Raw genomic sequence first — 20346 nt, forward strand, 5'->3', positions numbered from 1 at the left:
CAAGCTCTCGCTTCAAGTAAAATACTTAAAGGTATTACCGGTTAGCGGAGTTTTGTTTTTCCATTAGTCTGGAAAAGTTGTAATTATCTATGTTTTTCCTTATGTCCTCAGCATGCAATCTTTCAATTACTGGAGGGATCGTTATATTGTGAAAGGCTCCCCCTTCAAATATGTATCTATAGGCTGGATCCTTTCGTGAGTCAAGTGGGGTGATGCCCGCGAAATCACATAGGTTGTGGAAAAAGCTATATATGTAGCGGAATGCTGCAATTAGCTCTGTTGTGGTAGTACCTACCGTGCGCAACATTTTTGGTTCTTCGTCAATGATCGCAGGAACTAATGTGCTTTTTTCCGCTAGGACTATATATATTTCTGTGAGTCCTAGTGTAAGTGCGAGTCGATAGATTTCGCTGCATAAGTTTGCAACATACAAACTGTAGGTCATCTCCGGATTGAAATCTGTAAGCACACCGTGAATTTTCCAGAGTGCATTTTCAATGTCGGATTCGACTGTCTTAAATTCCGCCTCGTTCGCCATTGGTGTGCCATCGGCAAGTTTGCCGGTGAAGAATCTCTTGTGTATCCGAGGGTGTAATTTGAATTTTGCAATAATGCAATCCAAAAACACCACTTCGCCGATTTGCGCGAAATAGCTAAACAATTCTTTTCGGTGTGAATAAAAAGAGTCAATGTTGTTTTTGTGTCTGGTGAGTGTTATTTGGTTTGCTGTTTGGGAGGTGGCATGTAAGCGAGATACTAAAATTGTTAACGGTAGTGATAGTGAAAATAAAGCAAGCGGGATTGCGCTTATTTTAACGAAGGTTTCGAGACCTTCTTGTGTGAGCGATATTTGGTAGTCTGCCCATATAATAATGCCCGCCCCCAGACCATAAAATAGAGGTACTAAAATACTTAGCCATAAGAGCCCTTGCCTCACTAGCCCTTGGTCAGGGTGCATTGTAAATGCAGATATCCATCTGGCCATTGTCCACCAGCGCCCTTTTCCGCGGGTAGCCGCTGTAACAATGCCGGCTAGTAATAAAGGCAGAAGAAGTAATGCAATATTTGAAGCATGGTGCATAGTCAATTGTAATGCTCATTCTGTAGCGCAAAGTGATTTTATTGCCTACCTAATAATCTCACCCATTAGCAGAGTGAGGCCCTATTTTTCGCTAATTGATTAAATTCAATCACTAAGCATCTGACTCAGTAGGCTTTTGCTCCATTACAGATTTCATTTTTTTTCCTGCTTCTGGTGTCGCAATCATCTTGGCAAGCGCGTTTTCCAGAGCTGTTTTATCTTCACAATATATTTCTGCGTCTGTGAGTATGATTTTGCACGGATAACCGTTTTCACTAAATGTCCATTGTGCCAATTCTTTAGGTTGAAAAGAGCTAAGCGGGTTGGAGGCGGCGATAGCCCAGTATGTTTTCCTATTCATAATGTCTGCAATAGCAAGTCCGGAAAGAGGTATCTGTTTTTGAATGATACTTATCTTAAGCCTGCCATTGGTTGCTTGCTGCAATTGCTCGCTCAGCTGTTCGATAACCGAATCTATCTCGTCTTTATTTGCAATGGCTCTTTCCGCCGCCGAAATTCCCTTGTTAAAAGAATCAATAAAGTTAACCATGGTTTATTACCTTTTCTATTTTTCCATATACGGGTAAATGATCAAATACAGATTCGGGGTTTTTGACCATATCTATGAGTTCAGGCATTTCATGCACTAAGTTATATCCGTGATCATACGTCCATTCACGTGAGGTTAGAAATGCCTGAGAATAAATTAGCTGATCGAATGTGTGCCATTTCGTGATTCTACCACCTTTGTAATAATAACTTCCCGCTCCTTGGTGGGTTTCTGACTGCTTGCACAGATGTCTCCAAAAAGGATTGTAAAGTAAGTGTTTCGTACGGCGAACCATGTCAATGTCGCGACTGGCCATGACTTGCTCGCTGAGAGACTGATCAAACGGATCATCATTATAGTCGCCGAGCATTATCACGAAAGGGTACTTATCAGACTCTTGTACAAGGTTGTCAAAAGAGTCTCGCAAACGCATGCCGAAAGTGTGCCTATCAGCATGATTCTGCTCGCACCAGAGACGACTGGGCCAGTGTGATATAAATAAGTGGAAAGCCGTGCCGTCTAGGAGAGACATTAAGTCGACGCGTTTAGCGATCTTTAGTGTTGAGTCACCTTTCTTTGAGATTATATCTTTAAAATTGGTTATTGAGAGTTTTAGGTCGTTGCATGCGTAACAAATATCGAATTTCGATCTGCCGGCTTTAGTGATTCCCGAATGAACGCTATATCCATATTGTTTGCAAATTTTAGAAATGTCGATGAGGTCTAGATCTGACATTTCTCCTAGAGCAATGAAGTCAGCACCAATTTCTGTAATTAAACTGACAATGACCTGAGATGCCATAAACCTTTCATCTACGGTCGACCTGCTGTTGCCTGAAGGGGCAAGGCTCGTATTCCACCACGCAAATACCAGATTTTTTTCCGAAAACACCAGCCGACGCTCCCGATTAGCTTGTGTAATATCTATGTGTGTAACTTAATCTATTGAACATTTAATTTAAAGATCTGAGCTTTTCTTAACCCGAATACGCAGGCATCAAGCGTGTTGAGACTGACACAGTGTGCCTAACTGGCGAATCAATTTCGATACCTGGTGGAAAATGCTTGAGTGAAAAAAAATGGACAAGAAAAGCACTTATCCCCCTCCCGCCGACGGGCTTCTCGTCGCAAAAAAGTGCAAAGGTGGAATGTAGTGCAATGGGGGGCTCAGCCCAGGCCAGCTGTGGGCTTTAGCGGGAGAATGGTCATTGCACTGACTGCAAAGTCTGGAAGAGGAATGCAATGCCTTTACATCTCGTGGCAGCACAGCAGGGCAGGGGGAAAGCTCTGCAGACCCCCTGCCCGCTTGGGTGAGCGGTTGGAAAACTTCCGAAGCGAGCGATTTTCAAAACCTGCAGCGCTCCTCGTAATGCTCACTAGGTCGCGATGGGTAGTTTCGATTCGAATGCTGGACGCCAAGTGGCGGCGCGTTTTGCGAGTCTTCCAGCGCTCGTTTAACTTTGCACATTCTTACCCTACCGTGCGGGGTCAACCGTTGTTGATTGCTATCTCTTCGACCGCCAGCACTGCCTCGGGTGTCACGATCGTCGTGGTCGCGATCTGTACCGCGACACCTACATTTTGGGACGCTCTACGGACATGAAGGCCATGTATGGTGCCGCCCACGCTGTCGAAGCTATTTTTGATGATGTCGAAGTATTGCGAATCGTCAGCTTGATAGTGTCGAAAAATCGCAAATGCAACCAGGTCGACCAACTGGATCATCCTTGACGCTTTGGAGTCCAGAAACAGTGGTACCTCAGCAAAGTTTCTGAGCTTACCGAATGAGTGCCCATCGTACTTGAATGTTCTCGCAAGGTTCTGGATGCTTTTTTCTGTGTGGGAGGTGTCAAAAATTGCGATCCCTCTCTCAGGTTTGCCCTGCGTATTGAATCGTTGGAGGTATTTGTCAAACCTCGATGCTACCTGTTCAAAACAAGATTTGATCGGATCGTCTGCCCCATGCGCTCCACGTTCTACTACCGAAGCGAACAGGCGATATTTGCCTTTAGAGTTGGCGATGATGCTGAGGCAGTCTTTGATAGCTTGAATCCGGTCGGCCATCGGAAAAGGCCGCCATTCGCTCTTGCCAGATCTCATCGGCGAACCGTGGAGCTCAATCGCGTAGGGGTCTTCAGGGAAGAACCTTGCGGCGATCTCGTTCATCTGGGTTTCAACCCAGTGTGTTTGACGTTCAAAGATGGACACGCCCGCGAGAATGAAAAAGCTCTGGCTCGGGTCGCTTGGCGTGCCTGATTCGTCAACATATAGAAGGTGCATCCAGTCATCCTCATCCAAAAAGAGCCAAAAAAAAAGTCGAGCATCTGCTCGACTTTTGTCTGATGACCTATGCATGTAGGCATAGGTTTTACGAATTAGGTAAGCCAGCGAAGGAGCTCCTTCACGCACCGCTAAGGCAGGGCTGCCGACTTGGGAGAAAAATAGTCATATTCTCGCCCTATGTCAACCAAAACGTTCCCTTTAACGGAACAACAATTTGTATATTTTGGCTAGCGTGCGGGCAACCCAGGGAAACAAAGCCAACCTTGGGGTTGGCTTTTGCGATGGTGGTGGACATGTCTAACCTCGGTATTGAATGACGCCGCCAGTCGGGCACGACAAGGCGGTAGACGGGCACTTGGTGTGCCTCTGATCAAAAAGTGCGCAATTCTAGCGACGGGCAACGCACTTGACCAGCTTTATGCAGGGAAATGCGACGAGTGCTGCGCTATGCTTCGCGCCGTTGCGCACGGGGAAATCCCCGGGGTCAATAAAACGTCTGTTACGAGAAGTAAAACAGCGCATGCTAGTGTCAGCTTAGACGCGCTGTTTATAAAAGACCTCAGGTCAAAGGGCAGGAGTGGTTGATGGGTCAGGCAAGTAGTCCGGCGGCAGGTGCCGAGCATTCCACCGCAAAGCCGATTGGCATGTTGGTGGCAGCGGTCGGGGTGGTTTACGGCGATATCGGGACCAGCCCGCTCTACACCCTTAAAGAGGTGTTCAACGGCGGTTATGGAGTGCAAGTCAACCATGACGGCGTCTTGGGGATTTTGGCGCTGATCTTCTGGTCGCTGATCTGGGTGGTCTCGATCAAGTACATGCTGTTTGTACTGCGCGCCGACAACCAAGGCGAAGGCGGCATCATGGCCCTTACTGCACTGGCGCGACGAGCGGCGGGGGAGCGCAAGAAGCTGCGTAGCTTCCTCGTGGTGTGTGGCCTATGCGGGGCGGCGCTGTTCTACGGTGACAGCATGATCACCCCGGCGATTTCCGTATTGTCCGCCGTTGAGGGGCTGGAGTTGGCCTTCGACGGACTGGAAAAGTGGGTCGTGCCTATCGCCCTGGTGGTGCTGGTGGCGTTGTTCCTGATCCAGAAGCACGGTACCGACCACATCGGCAAGCTATTCGGGCCGGTCATGGTGACGTGGTTCCTGGTGCTGGGTGGCCTCGGCGTGTATGGCATCACACTGCATCCTGAAGTGCTCAGCGCCATCAATCCGATGTGGGCCGTGCGTTTCTTCGAGGCTCATCCGGGCATTGGCGTGGCCATCCTCGGCGCGGTCGTACTGGCTCTGACTGGCGCCGAAGCGTTGTACGCCGACATGGGGCACTTCGGTCGCAAACCCATCGCACGCGCCTGGTTCATGCTGGTGCTCCCCGCGCTGGTGCTTAACTATTTTGGCCAGGGCGCGATGCTGCTCGGCGACCCGGAAGCCGCACGTAACCCCTTCTACCTGCTGGCGCCGAGCTGGGCGCTGATTCCGCTGGTGGTGTTGTCCACCCTGGCAACGGTTATCGCCTCCCAGGCAGTCATCTCCGGTGCGTTTTCCCTGACCCGTCAGGCGATCCAGTTGGGTTACATCCCGCGCATGCATATCCAGCACACCTCCAGCGCCGAGCAGGGCCAGATCTATATCGGCGCGGTGAACTGGTCGCTGATGGTCGGGGTAATTTTGCTGGTGCTGGGCTTCGAGTCCTCCAACGCGTTGGCGTCGGCCTACGGTGTGGCGGTGACCGGTACCATGTTGATGACGACTATCCTGGTGTCGGCGGTCATGCTGCTGCTGTGGAAATGGCCGCCGATACTGGCGGTGCCGGTCCTGGTCTGCTGCCTGTTGGTGGATGGCCTGTACTTTGCCGCCAACGTGCCGAAGATCATCCAGGGCGGTGCCTTCCCGGTACTGGCGGGGATTGTGCTGTTTGTGCTGATGACCACCTGGAAACGCGGCAAGCAATTGCTGGTGGACCGCCTCGACGAAGGCGGCCTGCCACTGCCGATCTTTATCAGCAGTATCCGCGTGCAACCGCCCCATCGCGTGCAGGGTACGGCGGTGTTTCTCACGGCGCGCCCGGACGCGGTGCCCCACGCGCTGTTGCACAACCTGCTGCATAACCAGGTGCTGCATGAGCAAGTGGTGTTGCTGACGGTGGTCTACGAGGATATTCCGCGTGTACCTGCCGCACGGCGTTTCGAGGTGGATTCCTACGGTGAAGGCTTCTTCCGTGTGATCCTGCACTTCGGTTTCACCGACGAGCCGGACGTGCCCGAAGCGCTGAAACTGTGTCACCTCGATGACCTGGATTTCAGCCCGATGCGCACCACCTACTTCCTCAGTCGCGAGACGGTGATTGCGTCGCGCATCAAGGGCATGGCGCGTTGGCGCGAAGGTTTGTTCGCGTTCATGTTGAAGAACGCAAACGGTAACCTGCGTTTCTTCAAACTCCCGGTAAACCGGGTGATCGAGCTGGGCACCCAGGTCGAAATGTAAGCGGTTGCTGCACGGGAGCCGGCAATCGGCTCCCGCTTTCTGATCTGAACCCTGTGCAATCCACCGTTGTCGACTAGGCTCTAAGCACTGTTGAACAGTGCCCACAGAACCCAGAAGAGGTGCGCCATGAGTCAGCTGCTCGAACCCTATACCCTGCGCCAATTGACCCTGCTCAATCGCATAGCGGTGTCGCCGATGTGCCAATACTCCGCTGAAGAAGGCCTGGCCAATGACTGGCACCTGGTGCACCTTGGCAGCCGTGCCGTGGGCGGTGCCGGGCTGATTTTTACCGAAGCCACCGCGGTGACCGCCGATGGCCGCATCACTGCCCAGGACCTGGGACTGTGGAACGACGCCCAGATCGAGCCGCTGCAACGCATCACTCGGTTTATCGCGGCCCAAGGTGCAGTGGCTGGGATTCAACTGGCCCACGCCGGGCGCAAGGCCAGCACTCATCGACCTTGGATCGGCAAGCACGGCAGCGTCAAGCCGGGCGATGGCGGTTGGGTGCCGGTGGGACCTTCGACGATTGCCTTCGACCCCAACCACACGCAGCCCAAGCAATTGGATGAAGGGCAGATCCAGCAAGTGATCGCCGACTTTGTCGCGGCTGCCAAGCGCGCATTGACCGCCGGTTTCGAGGTGGTCGAAATCCACGCCGCCCATGGGTACCTGCTGCATCAGTTCCTCTCGCCCATCAGCAACCAGCGTCAGGATCAGTACGGTGGTTCGTTTGAAAACCGCATCCGTCTGGTGCTGCAAGTGACCCAGGCCGTGCGTGCGGCCTGGCCGCAGGAGCTGCCGTTGTTTGTGCGGGTGTCGGCGACCGACTGGGTGGAAGATGGCTGGAACCCTGATGAAACTGTGGAGTTGGCGCGCCGCCTGAAGGAACTTGGCGTGGACTTGATCGACGTGTCCTCGGGTGGCACCGCCGCCAATGCCGAGATCCCCACCGGCCCTGGCTACCAGACCCGCTTCGCCGAACGTGTGCGTAAAGAGTCGGGCATTGCCACGGGCACCGTTGGCATGATCACCGAGCCGGCCCAGGCCGAGCACATCTTGCGTACCTGCCAGGCCGATATCATCTTCCTGGCCCGGGAACTGTTGCGTGATCCGTACTGGCCATTGCATGCCGATGATGACCTGGGCGGACGCAAGGCAATCTGGCCGGCGCAGTATCAGCGGGCGACTCATCGCGACCAGCCGATTCACGAGTCTGACCTGAGGGATTGAGCCTACAGAAGCTGCACCAGAACCCACCCTGATCCGGTGGGTTTTTTCTGGCCAGCGCAGTGAGATTACGCTGTAGGTATTTATAACCGATGAAATTATTTAAGTGATTACTCTAAAAAAAACGCACGCTTGGCGAGATCGTTTCTACGCTTAGGGTAAGTCTGATTTCTGGCCCAGGGAGTCAGTCTGTTTGTTCACGGAGGCATTGCGCTTCACGGGATGCAGGTGGTGGGCACCAGGAGTGTTTGATTGATATCAGGAGTAGCAGTCCATGGCCAAGTCCTTTGGTGTGGCGGGTGCAGTGGCGTCATTTATTACCCGCAGGTTGTCCTTGCGTGGCCGCAGGTTGAGTCTGGAAGAAGCTGAGTTGGTGGAGCAGTACCGTGCGCTGACCGAGAGTGACCAGGTGGCGATGCGGTATCTGATTGGGGCGATGAAGAGTGTGTCGCGGTTCTGAGCCACCCTTAAAAATGTGGGAGCAGATCTGCTCCCACATTTATTTGGCATCAGGTGTACTTGCGCTGCTCCGGTGCCGGCGGGAAGTACTGGTACAACCAGGTCTCACTCAGGGTGCGATCCTGGGTGCGGATAAACAGGCGCAGTTCTACTGGCTCCACGCTGTCGCTGGTCGGGTACCAGTCAAACAGGATGCGGTAACCCTTGATGTTGTCGAGCACCAGCACGCTGAAATCCTTCACCTGGCCGTGGGAGCAGGTCACCACCGGCTCGATCCCGGTGCCAGTCGGCAGGCGGTCCAGGCCACCGCCCTTGAAGTCCACGGCAAAACGACGGGCCCAAACTTCGGGGTAATGTTCGCCCGGTGCCCAGCCTTCGGTGAAGCCGCCCATGCCGGAACGGGTCGCATCGACCTGTGCCAACGGTGTGCTCACCGGCGGCAGGGCGCTCCAGTACAGCTTGTAGCCATAGTTGAGCGAGTCGCCGGCGGCCACAGGCGTCTTCGGGGTCCAGAAGGCCACGATGTTGTCCAGGGTTTCGCCGGTGGTAGGAATTTCCAGCAGGTCGATGGAGCCTTCGCCCCAGGCAGTGGTCGGTTCGACCCACAGGCTTGGGCGCTTGCTGTACCAGTCCACGGTGTCCTGGTAGCTGGCGAACTCATGGTCGGTCTGCACCAGGCCAAAACCTTTCGGGTCTTTGTCGGCAAACGCGTTGAACTGCAGCTTGGCCGGGTTGTTCAGCGGACGGCAGATCCACTCGCCGTTGCCGCGCCACATCGCCAGACGGTCCGAGTCGTGGATTTGCGGGTGGATGGTGTCGCACATGCGGCGTTCGTGGGTGCCGCAGCTGAACATGCTGGTCATTGGTGCGATGCCCAGTTGTTCGATGGCGGTACGCGCATTGATATGGGCGTCGATGGCCATCACCACCTGGTTGGCCTGGCAGTCGATATCGAAGCGATAGGCACCTGTGGCGCTCGGCGAGTCGAGCAAGGCGTACACCACGAACCGGGTGGCGTCCTTGTCCGGGGTTTCGAACCAGAACTGCGTGAAGTCGGGGAATTCCTCGCGTTTTTTCGCGTAGGTATCGATGGCCAGGCCACGGGCCGACAGGCCGTACTGGCCCGTGGAGTCCACCGCTCGGAAATAACTGGCGCCCAGAAACGACAGCACGTCATGGCGATCCAGTTCCGGCGCCTTGAACAGCTTGAAGCCGGAGAAACCCAGGTCACCGGTCAGCTGTTTGGTGTCTACCGTGGTTTTTTCATAGTTGAACAGCGAAGGGCGGAAATGCACCTCGCGCGCTTCACGGGTCTTGGGGTCGACACTGTGCATGCGCACGGGCGTCTTGAAACCCATGCCGACGTGGAAGAACTGCACGTCCAGTTGACCGTTCAGTTCTTTCCACAACGAATGGTTGCCGTCATAGCCGATAGCGTTGAAATTCTGTGGCGTCATGGTCGCCAGGGTCGGCGGCAGCACCTGTTTGGTGTCTTTATACGCGGTCCCGGCGAGTCTCTTGGCCTGGGTCTTCAACGTTTCAAAATCGAACGACACGGCCTTGCCATCGGCGGCGCGGTTGCCTGCCCAAGCCTGCGCAGCGAGCAGGCCGCTGGCCGATAAACCGGTGTAAGCCGCAATGGCCATGGACGCTTTGAGCAAATTCCTGCGGTGCATAGAGACAACCTGTCGTGAGCAAATCCTGCGCCGTTCCTGGCACGTACTGGATCAGAAATTACGGTTCGGACATGCCTTCGACCAAACGCTACGGACAATAAACAGACGCCGGATAGCTTAAGCGGTTCGATGACGTAGGAAAAATGATTGATAGCGGGGTGATGGCTTTGCATGTGAAACAAGGTGTTTCCGGCTATGCGTCTGGGCACGGCACTCAAACACCATGAGGATCTAATGTGGGAGCGGGCTTGCTCGCGAAAGCAATGCATCAAACACAGATGTGTCGACTGACACACCGTATTCGCGAGCAAGCCCGCTCCCACATTTAAACTGTATTTCAGGCAACTTCCCCCACGGCCCTGAACGCCTCATCAATCGCCGCGTGCGCATAGGCGCTCCACGCCGCATCCGAGTTGGCAATGCTCACATGCCCCAGTGGTTTTTTCGCCAGGGTCATCCACGCTTCGCTTTCATCGGCGTCATCGAACAGGCTGTTGGAGAAGCTCGCATAACCATGTGACCAGCGGTTGACAGTGATCGCCAGAATGTCGCGTTCATGATTGAACCCACCCGGGCCCAGCATGCGTTGCAACTGGTCACGCAATTGCGCTTCAAGCTGCTCAAAGGTCTGCCCGTACAGCTTGCCCCGTCCGGCGCGTGCCTGGTCGCGTGCGTTCATGCCACTGTTGGGGCTGGTGGGCACGTAGACCATGTGCAGGCCAATCGGCTGCGTCGGGTCGCGTGGGTGGTCGTAGCCGCCCATGCTGACCGGGTAATCCAGTTTGATCCGGCTGTACGGTTGGGTCGCCGCGTAAATCTCGTGTACCCCAAGTTTCTGGAACGACTGCCAATTACGAATGACCACCTTGGTGTACACCAACGGGTATTTCACGTTTTGGCTCAAGGCGTGGGCCTGTGGCGCGGGCAGGTCTTTGAGCAGGTAAGGAATCATCATGTTGTAGCAGGCCAGGATGCAGCGCTTGCCGCGCACCTGGGCGAGTTGTCCGCCACGGCTGTAGCCGACATGCACGCTATCGCCGACGTTACGCACACTCACCGCCGTACTGTTCAGTCTCACTCGCACCGATGCTTTGGGTTGATCGAGCTTGGCGTAATCAAAGGGCGCCAGCACGATATCGTCCATCGTATGCCCCGGCGCAACCCCAGGGATCAGGCTGCGCACCAGCAGGCGTGCCACCGACGCGTTGCCATCCGGGAAGTGGTAGATGTAGGGCTCTTCCATTTCCGCCGCGGCTTCTTCGCTGATCGGTGCCAGGTTCATCCCGGCAAAGCCTGGGAAACCCACGCTGTAGGCATCGGACGATGCAACGGCATCGATGCTCAACGCCATGAAATCATTGGTGCGACTCTGGAAGTACTTCACTGCACCTTCCGACAAGCCTACGTTCTTGAGCAGGAAATCGCGGTAACTGGTGACTGCCAGGTAGTCAGCCTTTTCTTCGGCTGATTTGCCCGGCAGGTAGTCCTTGGGCGCCGTGTGCAGTTCGATCAGTGCCTGGCGGTCTGCGGCCGGCAAGGGAAAATCATTGATGAAGTCTTGCAGGGAGCGCGCATTCAACTGGTCCGGCGCAATGTCATCGGCCACCATGGGGGTTGGATCGCCGGTTACCAGTTTGTCCTCGCCGAAGTTTTCCTTGTCGAAAAACACCCCGCGCGACAGCCCCAGGCCCGGGTAGAACTGGCGATCGAAGGCGGTTTCGAAGCGCTTGATATTGACCCCCAGTTTCTTCAGCAGCCCGTTCACTTCCTTGCTGTAGAGGTGGTTGGGCGACTGGAACGCTTCGCTGCCGCCGTAGCCGATGATCATGCGGCCACCGGCCTGGAATTCATTGCGCTTGGCGTGGCCACCGAAGTCGTCGTGGTTTTCCAGGATCAGGATCTTCGCCTTCGGGTGCTTCTCGCGGTAGAACCACGCCGCCGACAAACCGCTTAACCCGCCGCCAACCACCACCAGGTCATAGTCCTCGGTGATCGGCAGTTTCTCGGTGTCGAACACCTTCTTTTCCCAGCCCATCTGGTGCGCCACTTCAAACGAACCCACATGGCTGCCGCGCAGGCCGGTGAGGGCAGGAGGGTAGTAGCGGCCATCGGGAGCGGCTTGCAGGAGTTGCAGCGGCGTCATGCCGGCGGCAATGGTAATGGCGACGCCGTTGAGGAAGTCGCGGCGGGTGATGTCCATGGATACCTACGAAATTTTATTGTTATAAGGAGATCCCTTGTGGGAGCGGGCTTGCTCCCACAGGAGGAGTCAGCGTCAGTGCTTGAACATCACATGCCGAACAGTGGTGTAGTCCTCAAGCCCGTACATGGACATGTCCTTGCCATACCCCGACAGTTTCTGACCGCCGTGAGGCATTTCGCTGACCAACATGAAGTGGGTATTCACCCACGTGCAGCCGTACTGCAAGCGCGCAGCCAAACGATGGGCGCGGCCCACATCGGCCGTCCACACGGACGACGCCAGCCCGTAGTCCGAATCGTTGGCCCAACCCAGCACCTGCGCTTCATCGTTGAACTTGGTCACGGAAACCACCGGCCCGAACACTTCACGACGCACGATTTCATCGTCCTGCTGCGCGTCGGCCAACACCGTCGGCTCAAAGAAGAAGCCATTGCCTTCCACCGCCTTGCCGCCGGTTACCAGGCGAATATGCGGCTGCGCCACTGCACGCTCGACAAACCCGGCCACGCGGTCGCGATGTTGCGCCGTGATCAACGGGCCCAGCTCGGTGGCAGGGTCATCTTGCAAACCGTATTTGATGCTGGCGACGGCGGCGCCGAGTTTCTCGACGAATGCATCGTAGATATCGGCTTGGGCATAAATGCGGCAGGCGGCCGTGCAATCCTGCCCGGCGTTGTAGAAGCCAAAGGTGCGAATGCCTTCCACGGCAGCATCGATGTCCGCGTCATTGAAAATGATCACCGGCGCCTTGCCGCCCAGTTCCATGTGCATGCGTTTAACACTGTCGGCGGTGCTGGAGATGATATTCGCGCCGGTCGCGATGGAGCCGGTCAGCGACACCATGCGCACTTTCGGGTGGTTCACCAGCGGGCTGCCTACCGTAGGCCCACGACCAAACACCAGGTTGAGTACACCCGCCGGGAAAATCTCGGCGGCCAGTTCAACCATGCGCAACGCGGTCAGTGGGGTTTGTTCCGACGGCTTGAGCACCACGGTATTACCTGCGGCCAGCGCCGGGGCGATTTTCCAGGCGACCATCATCAGTGGGTAGTTCCACGGTGCGATAGAGGCAATCACGCCCACTGGGTCGCGGCGGATCATCGACGTATGGCCCGGCAGGTACTCGCCGCCAGCCGAGCCGCTCATGCAGCGACTGGCGCCGGCAAAGAAGCGGAACACGTCGGCAATCGCCGGGATCTCATCGTTCAGCGCGGCGCTGTAGGGTTTGCCGCAGTTGTCCGACTCCAGCTTGGCCAGTTCTTCGCCATGGGCCTCGATCACGTCCGCCAGTTTCAGCAGCAACAGGGAGCGATCCTTCGGTGCGGTTTGCGACCAGCTTTCAAAGGCCGCATCGGCGGCACGCACGGCGGCGTCGACCTGGGCTTCGCTGGCTTCGTTGATTTCCACCAGCACGCGGCCGAGGGCCGGGTTGAACACCGCTTGGGCCGGGCCTTCGCCTTCGACCAGTTGGCCGTTGATCAGTAATTTGGTTTGCATGGTTCAACTCTCCTCAAACAATTGTTAGTCCTCTGAAGGAACCGGATCCAAATGTGGGAACGGCGTTCCTCCAGTCGCAACGTTATTTACCGCCACTCCCCGCCACGCTTTCACCGCCACGCGTGAGGTAATAGGCACCCAGAATCGGGAACATCGTCACCAGCATCACCAGCATCGCCACCACGTTGGTCACCGGCACATCGCGCGGGCGGCTCAACTGGTTGAGCAGCCACAGCGGCAAGGTGCGCTCGTGGCCGGCGGTGAAGGTAGTGACGATGATTTCGTCGAACGACAGCGCAAAGGCGAGCATGCCGCCGGCCAGCAGCGCCGAGCCCAGGTTGGGCATGATGATGTAGCGGAAGGTCTGCCAGCCGTCGGCGCCCAGGTCCATTGAGGCTTCGATCAGGCTGTGGGAGGTACGGCGCAAGCGCGCGATCACGTTGTTGTAAACGATCACCACGCAGAAGGTCGCGTGGCCGACGATGATGGTGAACATCCCGGGCTCGATGCCCAGCGTCTTGAACGTTGCCAGCAACGCGATACCGGTGATGATCCCCGGCAGTGCAATCGGCAGGATCAGCATCAGCGACACGCCTTGCTTGCCGAAGAACTCACGGCGATACAGCGCGGCCGAGGCCAATGTGCCGAGCACAATGGCGATCAACGTGGCAATGGCCGCGATCTGCAGCGACAGCTTGATGGCTTCCAGCACATCCGGCCGGGCGAATGCCACGCTGAACCACTTCAAGGTGAACCCTTGGGGTGGAAAGCTGAACGCAGCTTCTTCGGTATTGAAGGCGTACAGGAAGATGATCAGGATCGGGAAGTGCAAGAACACCAACCCGCCCCAGGCTGCGATCTTCAGGCCCAACGAGGATTTTTCAGAGTGCATCGAAGGCCCCCAGGCGTTTGACGATGGACAGGTAAACCGCGATCAGCACGATCGGCACCAGGGTGAACGCCGCGGCCATGGGCATGTTGCCGATGGCGCCTTGCTGCGCGTAGACCATGCCGCCAACGAAGTAACCCGGCGGCCCGACAAGCTGCGGCACGATGAAATCGCCCAGGGTCAGTGAGAACGTGAAGATCGAACCGGCAGCAATCCCCGGCACCGACAGCGGCAGGATCACCTGCATGAACGTCTGGCGCGGCTTGGCTCCAAGGTCGGCCGAGGCTTGCAGCAACGACGGCGGCAGACGTTCCAGCGAGGCCTGGATCGGCAGGATCATGAACGGTAGCCAGATATAGACGAACACCATGAACCGCCCCAGGTGCGAAGTGCTCAAGGTGCTACCGCCCACGCCGGGAATGCCCAGCACGAACTGCAGCAACGGCTCCAGCCCCAGGTGCTGCACAAACCACTGCGCCACGCCGCCCTTGGCCAGCAGCAAGGTCCAGGCATAGGCCTTGACGATGTAGCTGGCCCACATCGGCATCATCACCGCGATGTAGAAAAACGCCTTGGTCTTGCCCGTGGTGTAGCGCGCCATGTAATAGGCGATGGGGAAGGCCACGATGGCGCTGGCGATGGACACCACGATCGCCATGCTCAAGGTGCGCACGATGATGTCGAAGTTCGACGGCTGGAACAGCGCCGCAAAGTTGGCCAGGGTCAGGTCCGGCGTGACCGCCATGGTGAAGTCGTCGAAGGTGTAGAAACCTTGCCAGAGCAGGGTCAGCAACGACCCCAGGTAGATCGCGCCGAACCAGATCAGTGGCGGTATCAACAACATCGCCAGGTACAGGTTGGGCTTGCGGTACAGCAGGTTGGAAAACCTGCGCATCGGCGGTTGGGAAAGGGCCAGGCTCATGTCACACCTCGCCTGCGGTTTCGGTCAGCGGTGTCATGGCTTCCCGCGCCCAACGGGCGGTTATCGACTGACCGACCTGATGACCGCTGCTGATATCCAGCCATTGGTTGTTGGCCTGGCTGATATTCAGCGCCTGGCCGTTTTCCAGTTTCAGCTCATAGCGGGTGGCGCTGCCCTGGTACTGGATGTCGTGCAGCAGGCCGCTGACTTCCACTTCACCGGCGCCCAATGGGCCTTCGGCAAAACGTACGTGTTCCGGACGGATCGAGAACGGCTGGGCACTGCCGCTGAGGCGTTGGGCCAACTCGCCGCGAATCACGTTGGAGGTACCGACGAACTCGGCCACGAAGGCGGTGGCCGGTTTCATATACAGGTTGCGTGGGGTGTCGACTTGCTCGATGCGGCCCTTGTTGAACACCGCCACACGGTCCGACATCGACAGCGCTTCAGTCTGGTCGTGGGTCACGAAAATAAAGGTGATGCCCAGTTGGCGTTGCAGCTTTTTCAGCTCGCTTTGCATCTGCTCGCGCAGCTTGAGGTCGAGGGCGCCCAGCGGTTCATCCAGCAGCAACACGCGCGGGCGGTTGACCAGCGCACGGGCCAGGGCTACCCGTTGGCGTTGGCCACCGGAGAGCTGCACTGGCTTGCGGTCGCCGTAGCCGCCGAGGGCGACCATACCCAAGGCTTCCTCTGCACGGTTCAGGCGCTCGGTCTTGGCGACGCCTTTGACCTTGAGGCCGTACGCCACGTTGTCGCGCACATTCATATGGGGGAACAGCGCGTAATCCTGGAACACGGTGTTCACATCGCGCTGGTACGGCGGCAAGCCTGCGGCTTCCTCGCCATGAATACGGATCGAGCCTGCGCTCGGCTGCTCGAACCCGGCGATCAGGCGCAGGCACGTGGTCTTGCCGGAGCCGGAGGGGCCGAGCATGGAAAAGAACTCGCCGTCCTGGATATCGATGGAAACCCGGTCAACGGCTTTCACTTCGCCGAACTGACGGGAAACGTGGGTGAATTGGACTGCAAGCGTCATGGTGCGGTGCTCCGAAAAGGCGCGGGTCGTCGCAGCGGCCCGGCCTGGACTTCTGAAAAATAAACGCGGTACTGAATCTGACTCGGTCCAACTGTGGGAGCGGGCTTGCTCGCGAATGCGGTGGATCAGTTACAGATGTGTTGACTGACACACCGCATTCGCGAGCAAGCCCGCTCCCACATTTTGTCCTGCGTTGTCAGGAAGGTTTAGCGCCCGCCCATGATCGCGATGTAATCCTGGGTCCAGCGGCTATACGGCACGAACTTGCCGCCCTCAGCCTGCGGGGTTTTCCAGAAGGCGATCTTGTCGAACTGGTCGAACCCATTGGTTTTGCAGCCTTCGGCGCCCAGCAGTTCGCTCTCTTTACAGGCGGCAGGCACTGCCGGCAGCGAGCCGAACCAGGCGGCAACATCGCCCTGGACTTTGGGTTGCAGCGACCAGTCCATCCACTTGTATGCGCAGTTGGGGTGCTTGGCTTCGCTGTGCAACATGGTGGTGTCGGCCCAGCCGGTGGCGCCTTCCTTTGGAATGGTCGAGGCAATTGGCTGCTTCTCGTTGACCAGTCCGTTGACCTGATACGGCCAGGCGCTGGAGGCCACCACGCCTTCGTTTTTGAAGTCGCTCATCTGTACCGTGGTGTCGTGCCAGTAGCGGTGGATCAGCGGTTGCTGGGCGCGCAACAACTCAAGCACGGCCTTGTACTGGGTTTCGGTCAGCTCATACGGGTTCTGGATGCCCAGTTCCGGCTTGGTCGACTTGAGGTACAGCGCCGCATCGGCGATGTAGATCGGGCCGTCATACGCTTGCACGCGACCTTTGTTCGGCTTGCCGTCCGGCAGGTTTTGCGCGTCAAACACCACGTTCCAGCTGGTGGGCGCAGTCTTGAATACGTTGGTGTTGTACATCAACACGTTCGGGCCCCATTGGTACGGGGTGCCGTAGGTTTGCTGGCCGACCACATACCACGGCGCGTCTTTGAGGCGCGGGTCGATGTTCTTCCAGTTCGGGATCAATGCCGTGTTGATCGGCTGCACACGCTTGCCGCCGATCAGGCGCAACGAGGCATCACCCGATGCGGTCACCAGGTCATAACCACCCTTGGCCATCAGGCTGACCATTTCGTCAGACGTGGCGGCGGTTTTCACATTGACCTTGCAGCCGGTTTCCTTCTCGAAACCGGTGACCCAGTCGTAGGCCTTGTCGCTTTCGCCACGTTCGATGTAGCCGGGCCAGGCGACGATATCCAACTGGCCTTCACCGGCACCGACCGCCTTGAGCGGTTCGGCGGCCTGGATGCTGGCGCTGGCCAGCAGCGCGGTGGTCAGGGCACTGAGCAGTGCGGTCTTGTGCGCGGACATAGGGGTTCCCTCTTCTTTAATTATGGTCGGGGCAGTGTGTGAAGCCGGTACCGCAAGAGCTTAGTTGTTGTTTTAGAGATGCTGGCCGTGGCGCGCCATGATGTGTCTCACCACGCTGTAGTCCTGTAGCGAATCGCTGGACAGATCTTTCCCGTACCCCGAGCGCTTCAAGCCGCCGTGGGGCATTTCACTCACGAGCATGAAATGGCTGTTGATCCAGGTGCAGCCGTATTGCAGGCGCGCGGCCACTTGCATGGCCTTGTCCAGGTTCTGGGTCCAGACCGATGAGGCCAGGCCATATTCCGAGTCGTTGGCCCAGTCCACCGCCTGCTCCAGTTCGTCGAAGCGGGTCACGGTGACCACCGGGCCGAACACTTCGCGCTGCACGATTTCATCGCTTTGCTTGCAGCCGGCGAGCAGCGTGGGTTGGTAATAGAAGCCTGCACCGGAATGCACGGCGGCGCCGGTGATGCGTTCGATATGCGGCTGGCCGAGGGCGCGTTCGACGAAACTGGCAACACGGTCGCGCTGGCGCGTACTGATCAGCGGGCCGAGTTCGTTGTCGGCATCGCGTTTTCCGGCAAAGCGCAAGCTGCTGACCGCCGCGCCCAACTCGGCGACCAATTTGTCGTGAATCCCTGCCTGGGCGTAGATACGGCACGCGGCGGTACAGTCTTGGCCGGCATTGTAGTAACCATAGGCACGCACGCCTTCGACCACGGCTTGCAGGTCGGCGTCGTTGCACACGATCACCGGGGCTTTGCCGCCCAGCTCCAGGTGCGTGCGTTTAAGTGTTTTGGATGCGGCTTGCAGAATTTTTTGCCCGGTGACGATATCGCCGGTCAGCGAAACCATGCGCACTTTTGCGTGGCTGACCAAATGGCTGCCGACGCCTTCGCCGCCGCCACACAGAATGTTGATCACTCCACGCGGCAGCAATTGGCTGAGGGCAGGAGCGAGGGCCAGGATCGACAGGGGCGTATGTTCCGAGGGTTTGAACACCAGGGTATTGCCGGCGGCGAGGGCCGGGGCGATTTTCCACGCGGCCATCATCAGAGGGTAGTTCCATGGCGCAATCGACGCCACGACACCGATAGGGTCACGGCGCACCATGCTGGTGTAGCCCGGCAGGTACTCACCGCTCAGTTGCCCGGTCTGGCAACGCACAGCACCGGCGAAGAATCGGAACACATCCACCGTGGCGCTCAAATCGTCCTGGCGCGCCAAGTGCAATGGCTTGCCGCAGTTCAGCGATTCCAGGCGAGCGAGGTAGTCGGCTTGTGTTTCGATGGCATCGGCGATGCCCAGCAGGATGTTCGAGCGTTGTTGCGGCGTGGTGCGCGACCACGTGGCAAAGGCACGATGGGCGGCGAGGATCGCGGTTTCGACCTGCTCGGTACTGGCCTCGGCGATTTGAGTCAGCACTTCACCCGTGGCAGGGTTGAGGATCGGCTCGACAAAACCCTGGCCCTGGACCAGTTCGCCGTCGATCAGCAACGCGGTGAGCAGCGGGGTGGGTGCGCCGGACATTTTTCGCGATCTCTTTTGTTGTATGGCCATGGGCGTTCTCTTACAGGGCGCCTGACCTTCTCTTATGGATGAAGTGAGAGTAGAGGTCGGGCGCGAGGTCAACAAATACTAAATACTGAATGCAGCATTCGATTAAATAGATGGCTTGCGCGGGTGGGGCTGTTCGCGAGCGACCGTCAGGAACGGGTCCACCAACGCCGGCCGCGCCGTGCCACGACGCCAGGCCAGGCCCACGTCGAGGGTTTGGCTGAGGTCGGCGATAGGGCGTGCCTCGATAATGTCGCCCTCAAGCGACCAGGGGCGGTAGGTCATGTCGGGCTGGATCGACACGCCAAGGCCCGCCGCCACCAGGCTTCGCACCGCCTCGGTGGAGGCAGTGCGCAAGGTCACCCGTGGTTGCAGGCCCGCGCCGGTCCACATGCGCTGGGCGTTGTGGCCCATTTCATCGACGTTCAGCTGGATCAGCGGCTCACGCGCCACGTCGGCAAGGTTGATGCTGTCGTGCTCCAGCAGCGGGTGTTGTGCCGGCAGCCACAGGCGGTGAGGGGAGTGGGTGAGCACTTCGGTCTGCAGGGCGTGCCGGTCTTCAAGGTTAGAGAGGATCAGCACGCCTACATCGATTTCACCGCTGACAAGCAAATGCTCGATGTATGGGCGCTCATCCTCCATCACGCGGATTTCCACGTTGGGGTAGGCGCGCTGGAAACGGGTGAGCAGGTCGGCGAGGTAGTAGCCGGCCACCAGGCTGGTCACGCCGATGATCAACTGTCCGGCCACTTGGTCGGTGCTCTGTTGCAGGCTTCGCTTGGCGTTATCGACGGTGGCGAGGATCAAGTGCGCCTGGCGCAGGAACTGGTGGCCCTGGTGAGTCAGGGTCATGCCCTTGGCGTGGCGATTGAACAGGTTTACGCCGATTTCCTGTTCCAGTTGCTGGATCGCCAGGGTCAGGGTGGACTGGGAAATAAACGCAGTCTGTGCGGCGGCGGAGATCGAGCCGGTCTCGGCCACGGCGATGAAATGCCGGATTTGACGCAGGGTCATCATGCTGGAATTACCAGTGGGGTGTTTTTATAGATTTGTTCGAGTGTATATCGGTTTTAACGAAGGGCGGCGGCGTTACATCTGGAAGCACTCTAGATCGGGGCT

Annotated in this window: 16 protein-coding genes; 3 read left to right on the forward strand and 13 right to left on the reverse strand. The window is 57.4% G+C overall.

The window, feature by feature from the left end; all coding sequences use genetic code 11:
* Positions 1–34 precede the first annotated feature (34 nt).
* From HF257_RS07650 to HF257_RS07665, 4 genes are all read right to left on the reverse strand, one after another.
* Positions 35–1087 (reverse strand): hypothetical protein, encoded by a 1053-nt coding sequence (locus HF257_RS07650; RefSeq protein ID WP_185707512.1) that lies wholly within the window; start codon positions 1085–1087, stop codon positions 35–37.
* A 106-nt stretch (positions 1088–1193) separates the two neighbouring features.
* Complete coding sequence (locus tag HF257_RS07655; RefSeq protein WP_185707510.1) at positions 1194–1631, reverse strand: hypothetical protein; 438 nt, start codon at positions 1629–1631, stop codon at positions 1194–1196.
* Positions 1624–2523, reverse strand: coding sequence for an endonuclease/exonuclease/phosphatase family protein (locus HF257_RS07660; RefSeq protein ID WP_185707508.1), 900 nt, complete (start codon positions 2521–2523; stop codon positions 1624–1626). The genes HF257_RS07655 and HF257_RS07660 overlap by 8 nt, the downstream gene beginning before the upstream one ends.
* A 596-nt stretch (positions 2524–3119) precedes the next feature.
* Complete coding sequence (locus tag HF257_RS07665) at positions 3120–3911, reverse strand: DUF3800 domain-containing protein (RefSeq protein ID WP_185707506.1); 792 nt, start codon at positions 3909–3911, stop codon at positions 3120–3122.
* Between the two features lie 587 nt (positions 3912–4498).
* Between HF257_RS07665 and HF257_RS07670 the strand changes: the two genes are divergently transcribed.
* From HF257_RS07670 to HF257_RS07680, 3 genes are all read left to right on the forward strand, one after another.
* Positions 4499–6400 carry a potassium transporter Kup gene (locus HF257_RS07670; RefSeq protein ID WP_185707504.1) on the forward strand — a complete coding sequence of 634 codons (1902 nt, stop codon included), beginning with the start codon at positions 4499–4501 and terminating at the stop codon, positions 6398–6400.
* A gap of 126 nt (positions 6401–6526) precedes the next feature.
* Positions 6527–7633: an NADH:flavin oxidoreductase/NADH oxidase gene (locus HF257_RS07675; protein ID WP_185707502.1), complete on the forward strand. Its 1107-nt coding sequence runs from the start codon at positions 6527–6529 to the stop codon at positions 7631–7633.
* Positions 7634–7904: 271 nt separating this feature from the next.
* Positions 7905–8090, forward strand: a complete 186-nt coding sequence (locus tag HF257_RS07680) for a hypothetical protein (RefSeq protein WP_185707500.1) — start codon at positions 7905–7907, stop codon at positions 8088–8090.
* Positions 8091–8139: 49 nt separating this feature from the next.
* Here HF257_RS07680 and HF257_RS07685 read toward each other — a convergent pair whose 3' ends face one another.
* The 9 genes from HF257_RS07685 to HF257_RS07725 all read right to left on the reverse strand — a co-directional run bounded on the left by HF257_RS07685 (position 8140) and on the right by HF257_RS07725 (position 20244).
* The gene (locus HF257_RS07685; RefSeq protein ID WP_185707498.1) at positions 8140–9765 is read right to left on the reverse strand and encodes a glucan biosynthesis protein D; all 1626 of its coding nucleotides are present in this window, start codon (positions 9763–9765) and stop codon (positions 8140–8142) included.
* Positions 9766–10102: 337 nt separating this feature from the next.
* On the reverse strand, positions 10103–11965 hold the full coding sequence (locus HF257_RS07690; protein WP_185707496.1) for an NAD(P)/FAD-dependent oxidoreductase: 1863 nt from the start codon (positions 11963–11965) through the stop codon (positions 10103–10105).
* A gap of 75 nt (positions 11966–12040) precedes the next feature.
* Positions 12041–13465 carry a gamma-aminobutyraldehyde dehydrogenase gene (locus HF257_RS07695; protein WP_185707494.1) on the reverse strand — a complete coding sequence of 475 codons (1425 nt, stop codon included), beginning with the start codon at positions 13463–13465 and terminating at the stop codon, positions 12041–12043.
* An 82-nt stretch (positions 13466–13547) separates the two neighbouring features.
* Complete coding sequence (locus HF257_RS07700) at positions 13548–14357, reverse strand: ABC transporter permease (protein WP_185707492.1); 810 nt, start codon at positions 14355–14357, stop codon at positions 13548–13550.
* On the reverse strand, positions 14347–15276 hold the full coding sequence (locus tag HF257_RS07705; protein ID WP_185707490.1) for an ABC transporter permease: 930 nt from the start codon (positions 15274–15276) through the stop codon (positions 14347–14349). Before HF257_RS07705 ends, HF257_RS07700 begins: the two co-directional genes overlap by 11 nt.
* A 1-nt stretch (position 15277) precedes the next feature.
* On the reverse strand, positions 15278–16312 hold the full coding sequence (locus HF257_RS07710; RefSeq protein WP_185707488.1) for an ABC transporter ATP-binding protein: 1035 nt from the start codon (positions 16310–16312) through the stop codon (positions 15278–15280).
* 206 nt (positions 16313–16518) lie between these two features.
* Positions 16519–17670: a putative ABC transporter substrate-binding protein YdcS gene (gene ydcS / locus HF257_RS07715; protein WP_185707486.1), complete on the reverse strand. Its 1152-nt coding sequence runs from the start codon at positions 17668–17670 to the stop codon at positions 16519–16521.
* Positions 17671–17742: 72 nt separating this feature from the next.
* Positions 17743–19200, reverse strand: a complete 1458-nt coding sequence (locus HF257_RS07720; protein ID WP_185707484.1) for a gamma-aminobutyraldehyde dehydrogenase — start codon at positions 19198–19200, stop codon at positions 17743–17745.
* 132 nt (positions 19201–19332) lie between these two features.
* Entirely contained in the window at positions 19333–20244 is a 912-nt protein-coding gene (locus HF257_RS07725) for a LysR family transcriptional regulator (protein ID WP_003209548.1), read from the reverse strand.
* Between the last annotated feature and the right edge of the window lie 102 nt (positions 20245–20346).

The sequence above is a fragment of the Pseudomonas cremoris genome, assembly GCF_014230465.1.

Coding starts and splice junctions, on each gene's coding strand:
- HF257_RS07710 (WP_185707488.1), bottom strand. CDS start 16,312: ATGACGCTTGCAGTCCAATTCACCCACGTTTCCCGTCAGTTCGGCGAA.
- HF257_RS07685 (WP_185707498.1), bottom strand. CDS start 9,765: ATGCACCGCAGGAATTTGCTCAAAGCGTCCATGGCCATTGCGGCTTAC.
- HF257_RS07705 (WP_185707490.1), bottom strand. CDS start 15,276: ATGAGCCTGGCCCTTTCCCAACCGCCGATGCGCAGGTTTTCCAACCTG.
- HF257_RS07680 (WP_185707500.1), top strand. CDS start 7,905: ATGGCCAAGTCCTTTGGTGTGGCGGGTGCAGTGGCGTCATTTATTACC.
- HF257_RS07655 (WP_185707510.1), bottom strand. CDS start 1,631: ATGGTTAACTTTATTGATTCTTTTAACAAGGGAATTTCGGCGGCGGAA.
- ydcS (WP_185707486.1), bottom strand. CDS start 17,670: ATGTCCGCGCACAAGACCGCACTGCTCAGTGCCCTGACCACCGCGCTG.
- HF257_RS07670 (WP_185707504.1), top strand. CDS start 4,499: ATGGGTCAGGCAAGTAGTCCGGCGGCAGGTGCCGAGCATTCCACCGCA.
- HF257_RS07695 (WP_185707494.1), bottom strand. CDS start 13,465: ATGCAAACCAAATTACTGATCAACGGCCAACTGGTCGAAGGCGAAGGC.
- HF257_RS07700 (WP_185707492.1), bottom strand. CDS start 14,357: ATGCACTCTGAAAAATCCTCGTTGGGCCTGAAGATCGCAGCCTGGGGC.
- HF257_RS07665 (WP_185707506.1), bottom strand. CDS start 3,911: ATGCACCTTCTATATGTTGACGAATCAGGCACGCCAAGCGACCCGAGC.
- HF257_RS07725 (WP_003209548.1), bottom strand. CDS start 20,244: ATGATGACCCTGCGTCAAATCCGGCATTTCATCGCCGTGGCCGAGACC.
- HF257_RS07720 (WP_185707484.1), bottom strand. CDS start 19,200: ATGTCCGGCGCACCCACCCCGCTGCTCACCGCGTTGCTGATCGACGGC.
- HF257_RS07690 (WP_185707496.1), bottom strand. CDS start 11,965: ATGGACATCACCCGCCGCGACTTCCTCAACGGCGTCGCCATTACCATT.
- HF257_RS07675 (WP_185707502.1), top strand. CDS start 6,527: ATGAGTCAGCTGCTCGAACCCTATACCCTGCGCCAATTGACCCTGCTC.